At 69.1% G+C, this 8,836-nt stretch carries 8 protein-coding genes; 4 read left to right on the top strand and 4 right to left on the bottom strand.

All coding sequences use genetic code 11. The annotated features are described in order from the left end of the window. Positions 1 to 138: 138 nt before the first annotated feature. A complete protein-coding gene (locus AC069I_RS37795; RefSeq protein ID WP_478267487.1) occupies positions 139 to 1,341 on the bottom strand; it encodes an ROK family transcriptional regulator in 1,203 nt (400 codons plus the stop codon). 92 nt (positions 1,342 to 1,433) lie between these two features. Further along, the gene (locus tag AC069I_RS37790; protein ID WP_478267486.1) at positions 1,434 to 2,798 is read right to left on the bottom strand and encodes a DHA2 family efflux MFS transporter permease subunit; all 1,365 of its coding nucleotides are present in this window, start codon (positions 2,796 to 2,798) and stop codon (positions 1,434 to 1,436) included. Between the two features lie 92 nt (positions 2,799 to 2,890). Between AC069I_RS37790 and AC069I_RS37785 the strand changes: the two genes are divergently transcribed. After that, on the top strand, positions 2,891 to 3,457 hold the full coding sequence (locus AC069I_RS37785; protein ID WP_340685812.1) for a TetR/AcrR family transcriptional regulator C-terminal domain-containing protein: 567 nt from the start codon (positions 2,891 to 2,893) through the stop codon (positions 3,455 to 3,457). A 30-nt stretch (positions 3,458 to 3,487) separates the two neighbouring features. On the opposite strand, the gene AC069I_RS37780 is transcribed toward AC069I_RS37785, so the two are convergent. Beyond that, entirely contained in the window at positions 3,488 to 4,150 is a 663-nt protein-coding gene (locus AC069I_RS37780; RefSeq protein WP_478234941.1) for a response regulator, read from the bottom strand. Then, entirely contained in the window at positions 4,147 to 5,694 is a 1,548-nt protein-coding gene (locus tag AC069I_RS37775) for a sensor histidine kinase (protein ID WP_478226857.1), read from the bottom strand. The genes AC069I_RS37780 and AC069I_RS37775 overlap by 4 nt, the downstream gene beginning before the upstream one ends. A gap of 132 nt (positions 5,695 to 5,826) precedes the next feature. Here AC069I_RS37775 and AC069I_RS37770 point away from each other — a divergent pair, with 132 nt between their 5' ends. The 3 genes from AC069I_RS37770 to AC069I_RS37760 are packed head-to-tail and all read left to right on the top strand — an operon-like array spanning position 5,827 to position 8,806. Beyond that, positions 5,827 to 6,795 carry a Bug family tripartite tricarboxylate transporter substrate binding protein gene (locus tag AC069I_RS37770; RefSeq protein WP_478235037.1) on the top strand — a complete coding sequence of 323 codons (969 nt, stop codon included), beginning with the start codon at positions 5,827 to 5,829 and terminating at the stop codon, positions 6,793 to 6,795. Further along, the gene (locus AC069I_RS37765) at positions 6,792 to 7,289 is read left to right on the top strand and encodes a tripartite tricarboxylate transporter TctB family protein (RefSeq protein WP_378440887.1); all 498 of its coding nucleotides are present in this window, start codon (positions 6,792 to 6,794) and stop codon (positions 7,287 to 7,289) included. Before AC069I_RS37770 ends, AC069I_RS37765 begins: the two co-directional genes overlap by 4 nt. Next, positions 7,289 to 8,806 (top strand): tripartite tricarboxylate transporter permease, encoded by a 1,518-nt coding sequence (locus AC069I_RS37760; RefSeq protein ID WP_478226856.1) that lies wholly within the window; start codon positions 7,289 to 7,291, stop codon positions 8,804 to 8,806. Before AC069I_RS37765 ends, AC069I_RS37760 begins: the two co-directional genes overlap by 1 nt. Positions 8,807 to 8,836 lie beyond the last annotated feature (30 nt).

Below are 8,836 nucleotides of genomic sequence, written 5' to 3'. Positions count from 1 at the left end.
CCTCAACAGAGCAATACGCTACCAACCACTGACCAACCCAAAACTGTCCGACATGTCCTGAAACACATCTGTCCGTGAGGTCCTGAAACAGGACATCGGGTTCTAACCCGAATCGCCACTCACGACCACCGCAAGCGGTCAGCTGCTCAGCGTGAAGGCCCGATCAGTAGCGGACCAAGCGGCCCCGATGACGCCCGCGGTGTCCCCCAGCTCGGACAGCACGATCGGCAGGTTCCCGGTCGCGAGCGGCAGCGACCGCCGGTAGACCGAGCTGCGGATCTCGGCGAGCAGCTGATGCCCGAGCTGCGCCACGCCGCCGCCGATCACGACCATGCCCGGGTTGACGAAACTCACCAGCGAGGCGACCACCTGCCCGAGCCGCCGCCCGCCGTCACGGATCAGGTTGACCGCGCCGAAATCGCCCGATGCCGCCGCGCGGCCGACGTCCGCGGCGGTGATCACGCCGCGGTCCGCGACGACGTCGGCCAGGTATGCCGACCGGCCGCTGCGGGCCAGCGTCAGCCCGTCGCGGGCCAGCGCGGCGCCGCCGAAGTACGCCTCGAGACAGCCCGTCTCACCGCAGGCGCAGGTCGGCCCGTAGTCGTCGAGGCGAATGTGCCCGATGTCGCCCGCGGTGCCGGCGACGCCGCGGTAGACCTTGCCGCCGAGCACGATCCCGCAGCCGATCCCGGTACCGATCTTGACGAACACCAGATCGTCGATGGAGCGCGCGACGCCGGCGTGCCGTTCCCCGAGCGCCATCGAGTTCACGTCGTTGTCGACGGTGACCGGGCAGCGCAGCAGCCCGCCGAGATGGTCGCGCACGGAGAACCGGTCCCAGCCGGGCATTATCGGCGGCGCGACCGCCATGCCCTCGGCGAAACTCACCGGCCCCGGGAGGCCGATCCCAGCGGCGATCAGCTTGCCCGGCGCCTCTTCGCGGATCTTCTCCGCCAGCGCGACGACGCGTTTGAGCACGGCGTGCGGACCCTGCCGGACGTCGCAGTCCTCGACGGTGTGCACCAGCACCTCGCACGAAGCGTCGGTGAGCGCGACCCCGACCGACGTCGCGCCGACGTCGACCGACAGCACCCGCAGGTCTCCCGCGAGCCGCACCAGCGTGGACCGCCTGCCGCCGCGGCTCGCAGAGGGACCCGCGGTCTCGACGAGGCCGACCTCGGCCAGCCGCGCGACCTCGGCCCCCACCCGGGCACGCGGCAGCTCCAGCCGCTCCCCCAGTTCGACCCGGGACATCGGTCCCTCATCCCGCAACAGGGTGAGCAGCTGGGTCTGGTGCCGGGTTTCGACCATCGGATGCTCCGAGGTGGATGCCGTGCTCATTCACCTGAGCCTACGGCGTTGTCCACCGGCTGTCCCGAATGCCACTCGGAACCATCGGGACGCATCGGGCGGGAACAAACCCACCGGCACAGTCAGTCCACTGTGGACGATTCGGCGCGAACGAGCAGCCACGCCGGGATCAGCACGATCGCGGTGATCCCGGCGATCCACCAGTGCGTGCCCGCGACGGCCGCCGCGGCCCCCGGAGCGGCGGCGAACCGCGCGGAGACGACCGAGGTCAGGATCGACGTCCCGAAGGATCCGCCGATCCGTTGCAGCATGGCGAAGAGCGGCATCGCGTGGGAGATTCGCGCCTCGGGCACCGACACCAGCCCGGCGGCGAGCGCCGGGGTCGTGGTGAGTCCGATCCCGCAACCGCGGACGACCTGCACGGCCGAGGGCCACCAGTAGCTGTCGGTTCCGGTGAGCAGCGCCAGCGGCACCGTCCCGGCGATCGTGACGATCAGCCCGGCGAAGATCACCCGGGCCCCGCCGATCCGGTCGGTCAGCCTGCCCGCGAGCGGGAGGGCCAGCACCGTGCCGAGTGCCAGGGGCGCGGTCAGGAAGCCGGTGGCGACGAGGCTTTCGTGCCGGACGTCGAGGTAGTACAGCGGCAGGACGATCATCGCGCCGAACAACGCGATCCCCATCCCGAAGATCACGGCGGCGGCCGAGGAGAACGTCCGGTCGCGGAACAGCCGCAGATCGAGCAACGGCGCGGGCGACCTCAGCGCGCTGACCGCGAAGGCGGCGAGCAGGGTCGCGCCGGCGGCCGCCGCGATCGGGGCGGCTTCGGCGAAGCCGTACACGAGCAACGGCAGCCCGGTCACGGTGAGCGCCAACCCATGCCGGTCCAGCGGCCGAGTGTCGACGAAGCCCTCCTTCGGCAACCGTTTCCGGCCCAGCAGCAGGCAGAGCAGCGAGAGCGGCACGTTCACCAGGAACAACCACGGCACGCCGAACCGCTCGGTGAGCACGCTGCCCGCCAGGGTGCCGAGCACGGGCGCGAGGTAGATCGGGATGCTCAGCACGGCCATCATCCGGCCGAGCCGCTTCGGCCCCACCGTCGTCGCGAACAGGATCTGTCCCGCCGGGACCAGCAGCCCGCCCGCGGCGCCTTGCAGGACACGGAAAGCGATCAGCGCCTCGATCGTCGGGGCCGTCGCGCAGAGCACGGAAAGCACCGCGAACAGACCGACGCACACCAGCCACAGCCGCGTCGTCCCGAAGCGGCGGCTCGCCCAGCCGCTCACCGGCACCATCGCGGCGAGCGCGAGCAGATAGCCGGTGGCGATCCACTGGGCGGTACCGAGCGGTGCCTGGAATCGGGCCGCGATCGTGCCGAGCGCGACGTTGACGACGGTCGAGATGAACATCGACAGGAACCCGCCGAGGGTCAGGATCGAGGCCATCCCCCACAACGCCGGGGCTATGCGCTCCTCGGGACTTCCGATCATCCTACCTGCCCATCTTATCACCGTTAAGATCTTAACGGTGATAAGATATTGCCGAGTTGTCAAGTCCGATACGGACCGGCGAAGGTGTGCGCATGGTCGTGAGACGGGATGGCTACGTTCGAGCCGCGCTCGAACTCCTCGACGAGGTCGGGCTGGACGGATTGAGCCTGCGCAAGCTCGGGGAGAAACTCGGCGTGCGGGGTCCCGCGCTCTACACGCACTTCAAGAGCAAGCAGGCGTTGCTCGATCAGATGGCCGAGACCATGCTGAACGACCGGCTCGCCCCGCTGGACGATCCCTCGGCGATGGACGATTGGGCCGAGTGGCTGGCGCGGCGCGCCCGCACCATCCGCCGCACCCTGCTGTCCTACCGGGACGGCGCCCGCCTGCACGCGGGCTCCCGCCCGACCGACCGGTCGGCGATGACGCCGCTGATCAAACCGTTGCTGCGGGCCGGTTTCACCGAAGAAGACGCGACGCACGCGATCCTCGCCATCAGCCGGTACACGCTCGGCTGCGCGATCGACGAACAACAGCACATCGACGGCGACCACGACGAGGATCCGGCCGCCTCGTTCGAGTACGGTCTCGCACGCCTGATCGCCGGGCTCCGCGCCGACGTCGATGCCGCGAATCCGCCGGACCAGGATGTCGCCTAGCCGCATTTAGAGGACTGAACGCGGAAGGGGTCAGGACCAGAGGTAACGGCGTTCGGGGCGTCCGGTCCCGCCGTACTTGAGGGTCACTTCGGCCTTTCCGGTCGCCACGAAATGCTCCAGGTACCGGCGCGCGCTCACCCGCGCCACGCCGGTCGCCTCGGCGCATTCGCTCGCGGACATCCCGCCGGCCGCGCCCCGCAGCGCGGTTTCCACCAACCGCGCGGTCTGGACGGTGAGTCCCTTGGGCAGCACGGGTTTCGCGCTCGGCCGCGCGCCGAAGACCTGATCGACGTCGGCCTGCCCGGCCTCGGCCAGCCGGTCCAGCCGCTGGTGCAACGACGCGAAATGGGTGAGCTGATCGCGCAGTGACGCGTACTCGAACGGCTTGATCAGATAGTGCAGGACGCCGCCCCGCATCGCCTGCCGCACGGTTTCCACGTCGGTCGCGGCGGTGATGAGGATGACGTCGACGTCCTCGGTCGCGCGCAGTTCCCGCAGCACCGAAAGCCCGTCGAGATCGGGAAGATAGACGTCGAGCAGCACCAGATCCGGTTTCAGTTCCCGCGCCAGGCGAAGCGCGTCGGCACCGGTGTGCGCGACCCCGACCACGGCGAACCCCTCCGTCCGCGTGACGTATCCACTGTGGACTTTCGCGACCATGAAATCGTCGTCGACGACGAGCACCTTGATCATCGCGGCAACCTCGCCGTGAACACCGCGCCGCCGGAGTTGTGCACCTCGACGGAACCGCCCCGCCGCACGCACGCCTGCCGGATCAGCGCTAGCCCGAGCCCGCGCTGGCCGTGCGCGGCGGCCTTCGTGGTGAACCCGTGCTCGAACACTTCTTCCGCGATCTCCGGGGCGACTCCCGGTCCGGAATCACGGACCTCCACCCGCACTTCGTCCTCCTCCTGCCACACCCCGACCTCGATCCAGCCCTGCTCCCCGCCCTGCTTGTTCAAACTCAGCGCGTCCAGCGCGTTGTCGACGAGATTTCCCAGCACTGTCACCAGATCCGTGGAAAGGGCGTCCTCGACGCGGTCCAGTTCGCTGTCCGGGGCCATGCGCAGCCCGACCCCGCGTTCCGCCGCGAGTGACGCCTTCGCGATCAGCAACGCCGCCACCGCCGGATCGCCGACCCGTGAGCCGACCTCCGCGCGCCACTCCCCCTGCGCCGAACTGATCCGGCTGACGTAGCCGCGAACCTCTTCGTATTCCCCGAGTTCCAGCAGCCCGGAGATGGTGTGCAGCCGGTTGCTGAACTCGTGCGCCTGCGCCCGCAACGTGTCGGTCGCATGCCTGCTGGCGTCGAGTTCGTCCCGCAGCGTCATCAGATCGGTCCGGTCCCGCAGCGTGACCACGGCTCCTCGCACGTCGATCGGCATCCGGTTCAGCGTCAGCACCTTCCCTTGCCGCAACACGATCTGGTCGGCGCCGGTCGCGCGGCCGGTGAGCAGGTCGCGGATCCGCTCGTTGAGGTCGAGGTCCTCGACCGACCTGCCGACGGCGTCCTCCGGCAGCGCCAGCAGTTCGCGGGCCTGATCGTTCACCAGGGTGATCCGGTGCTGCGGGTCCAGACCGACGACGCCCTCCTTGATGCCGTGCAGGAGCGCCTCCCGGTTCTCGACCAGCGCGGTGATCTCGTGCGGCTCCAGGCCGAGCGTCTGGTTCTTCACGCGCCGCGCGAGCAGCAGCGAACCGCTCACCCCGATCACCAGCGCGACCCCCAGCACCCGCAGCGCGTTGTCCGGCGAGTCGAGCACGCCGGCGAAGAACCCGGGCGATTTCGAACCCGCCGCGACCATGCGGATCACCTTGCCGCCCTTTTCGTCGAGCACCGGTACGTGCGCCACGATCGAACCGTCGAGTTCACCGACCCAGGACCGTCCAGAGAGGACAGTGCTCTCTCCGATGTCGAGCAGCGTCCGCACCTGACCCGGATCAGGTGACGCGAGCACGGAGCGGTCGGCGCTCGCGATGACCACGAAATCCACCCCGGAGAGGCTTCGCGCGGTCTCCGCGGGCGCGTTCAATTCGAACGGGCCGTTCTCGAGGTCGCCCACGACCCCCTGCGCGGCGACACTCTCCGCGACCGAAAGTGCCCGGCGTCCCTCGGTCGTGCGGAAGTTGTTCCCCGCCTGGACGACGGCCAGCACGCCCACCGCGCACAGTAGGCAGGTGACGACTACGAGTTGCCACACGAGGAGCTGGCGGGCCAAGGAACCCCGAGCACCCATCGCCACCTCCGCGTGACCACAAAGAACAAAAGAAACCTTAGGCGTCTAAGCGAGACATCTCTGTTTACACGAGTGCAACATGTCCAACCACGCGGCAGAGAGGCGGGGATCACAGTGAAGCCCAGTAGCTGGTTGGCCATCGCGGCGGCGCTCGTCGCCGTTTTGCTGGTGCCACCGTTGCTCACCCCGGGCGGCGAGGCCGACGAGGGCTCGCAGATCCGGTCGTTGCGGGTGCTCGTGCCCAACGCGCCCGGCGGCGGTTACGACATCACGGCGCGCACGGCGACCAAGGCGATGGAAGACGCCGACCTGCTCGGCAACGCGGAGGTCTTCAACCTCCCCGGCGCCGGCGGCACGGTCGGCCTCGGCCGCACGGTGGCCGAACGCGGCAACGGCAAACTCGTCATGTCGATGGGCCTGGGCGTCGTCGGCAGCGTGTTCACGAACAAGTCGCCGTCTTCGCTGCTCGACACCACGCCGGTGGCGAAGCTGATCGAAGAGTCGGACATCGTCGTGGTCGGCAAGGACTCGCCGTACCAGAACATCGGTCAGCTGATCGAGGCTTGGAAGAAGGACCCCGGCGCGGTACAGGTCGGCGGCGGTTCGTCGCCCGGCGGCCCGGACCACCTGGCGCCGATGCTGATGGCGAAGGCCGTCGGGCTCGCGCCCAAGGCGGTCAACTACGTCCAGTTCGACGGAGGCGGTGAACTGCTCGCGTCGGTCCTCGGCGGCAAGGTCGCGTTCGGCGTCTCGGGGGTCGGCGAGTACCGCGACCAGATCGCGGCGGGCACGCTCCGGGTCCTGGCGGTGACCAGTGGGAACCGGATCCCCGGAATCGACGCGCCGACGCTTGCCGAGTCCGGTGTGGACGTCAAGTTCACCAACTGGCGCGGCATCGTCGCGCCGCCCGGCATCACCGAATCGGACCGCGCGAAGCTGGTGAGCCTGTTCGAGCGATTGCAGAAGACGCCGCAATGGCAGGAAGCCTTGCAGCGCAACGGATGGACCGGCGCGTTCGCGCCAGGTGAGCAGTTCGGTTCGTTTCTCGAAGAGGAGAACACTCGAGTGGCAACGGTGCTGAAAGAGCTGGGTCTGGCATGACGACCACGTGGCTGAAGGAGCGCTCCGAACTCGGGGTGAGCGTCGGGCTCGTGGTGCTCGGTGTCCTGGTGCTCACCGACGCGCTGAGCATTCCCACCGACTTCGCCCAGCGCGGCCCGGTGGGACCGAAGGCGGTGCCGATCCTGGTCGGCTCGCTGCTGCTGCTCGTCGCCGTGCTGCTGGCGCGCGACGTGCTGCGCGGCGGCAAGGGCGAGGCCGAGGGCGGCGAGGACATCGACCTGACCGCGCCCGCCGATCTGCGCACGGTGCTGCTGCTGTGCGGCGCCTTCCTCGCCAACGCGGCGCTGATCGGCCTGGTCGGTTTCCCGATCTCGGGCGCGATCCTGTTCTGGGGCGCGGCGTACGCGCTCGGCAGCCGCAACCTGGTGCGTGACCCGCTGATCGCGGCGGGCATGTCCGTCGTGACCTTCCTGGTCTTCAACAACCTGCTCGGAGTCCCGCTCCCCGGTGGCCCGTTGATGGAGGTGTTCTGATGTTCCAGCAACTCATCGACGGCTTCGGCACCGCGCTGACCCCGACCCATATCGCGATGGCGGCGATCGGGGTACTGCTGGGCACCGCGATCGGTGTCCTGCCGGGTATCGGCCCGGCCATGGCGGTGGCGCTGCTGCTCCCGGTGACCTACGGGCTGGAGCCCACCGGCGCGTTCATCATGTTCGCCGGCATCTACTACGGCGGGATGTTCGGCGGTTCGACGACGTCGATCCTGCTGAACACGCCGGGTGAGAGCGCCGCGGTGGTCGCGGCCATCGACGGCAACCCGATGGCTCGCAAGGGACGCGGCGCGCAAGCGCTTGCGGCGGCCGCGATCGGGCATTTCGTCGGCGGTATCCTCGGCACGATCGCGCTGGTCGTGCTGGCCCCGGTGATCGCGAAACACGCCGTCGACATCGGCGCGCCGGATCTGTTCGCGATCATGGTGCTGGCGTTCATCGCGGTCACCTCGGTGCTGGGCAGTTCCCGGATCCGCGGCGTGGCGTCGCTGCTGATCGGGCTCACCATCGGGCTGGTCGGCCTGGACGAGATGACCGGACAGCAGCGGCTGACCTTCGGCTCACTGCATCTCGCCGACGGGATCGACGTCGTGATCGTGGCGGTCGCACTGTTCGCGGTCGGCGAGTCGCTCTGGGTCGCCGCACACCTGCGGCGCAACGCGTTCAAACCGATCCCGGTCGGCAGGCCCTGGCTTTCGCGTGCCGATCTGAAGCGGACGTGGAAGCCGTGGCTGCGCGGTCCGGTCATCGGGTTCCCGTTCGGCGCGGTGCCCGCCGGTGGCGCCGAGATCCCGACTTTCCTCTCCTACGTCACGGAAAAGCGGCTCTCGAAGCACAAGGACGAGTTCGGCAAGGGCGCCATCGAAGGGGTCGCGGGCCCGGAAGCGACGGCGTCTGCTTCCGCCGCCGGGACGCTGGTCTCGATGCTGACGCTCGGCCTGCCGACCACCGCGGTCGCGGCCGTGATGCTGGCGGCGTTCCAGCAGTACGGCATCCAGCCGGGACCGCTGCTGTTCGAGCGGGAGTCTTCGCTGGTGTGGGGCCTGATCGCCTCACTGTTCGTCGGACTGACGCTGCTGCTGGTGCTGAACCTGCCACTGGCGCCGCTGTGGGCGAAGCTCCTGCGGATCCCGCGGCCGTACCTCTACGCGGGCATCCTGTTCTTCGCCAGTGTCGGCGCGTACGCGGTCAACGCGGACATCTTCGACCTGCTGGTGATGTTCGTGATCGGCCTGATCGGGTTCGCGATGCGCCGCTACGGGTTGCCGGTGCTGCCGGCGATCATCGGCGTCATCCTCGGCCCGGCCGCCGAACAGCAGATGCGGCGCGCGCTGCAGCTCAGTGACGGCGAGCTGACCGGACTGGTCAACACCCCGTTCGCGATCGTGGTCTACGTGATCATCCTGGTGATCCTGTTCTTCCCGTTGATCAAGCGTTTCCTGCCTGCCCGTCCCACCGCCACCGAGGCGGAGCCCAAGGACAAGGTGGACGCCTGACCAGTGGGAAACCGGCCCGGCCTCGACTGC

The organism is Amycolatopsis sp. NPDC043885, from assembly GCF_056435685.1.
This window is presented reverse-complemented; position numbering and strand designations above follow the sequence as displayed.

What these genes read in the sequence shown, in the direction of transcription:
- AC069I_RS37760 (WP_478226856.1), top strand. Translation starts at nt 7,289, where the DNA reads ATGTTCCAGCAACTCATCGACGGCTTCGGCACCGCGCTGACCCCGACC.
- AC069I_RS37790 (WP_478267486.1), bottom strand. Translation starts at nt 2,798, where the DNA reads ATGATCGGAAGTCCCGAGGAGCGCATAGCCCCGGCGTTGTGGGGGATG.
- AC069I_RS37780 (WP_478234941.1), bottom strand. Translation starts at nt 4,150, where the DNA reads ATGATCAAGGTGCTCGTCGTCGACGACGATTTCATGGTCGCGAAAGTC.
- AC069I_RS37785 (WP_340685812.1), top strand. Translation starts at nt 2,891, where the DNA reads ATGGTCGTGAGACGGGATGGCTACGTTCGAGCCGCGCTCGAACTCCTC.
- AC069I_RS37765 (WP_378440887.1), top strand. Translation starts at nt 6,792, where the DNA reads ATGACGACCACGTGGCTGAAGGAGCGCTCCGAACTCGGGGTGAGCGTC.
- AC069I_RS37795 (WP_478267487.1), bottom strand. Translation starts at nt 1,341, where the DNA reads ATGAGCACGGCATCCACCTCGGAGCATCCGATGGTCGAAACCCGGCAC.
- AC069I_RS37775 (WP_478226857.1), bottom strand. Translation starts at nt 5,694, where the DNA reads ATGGGTGCTCGGGGTTCCTTGGCCCGCCAGCTCCTCGTGTGGCAACTC.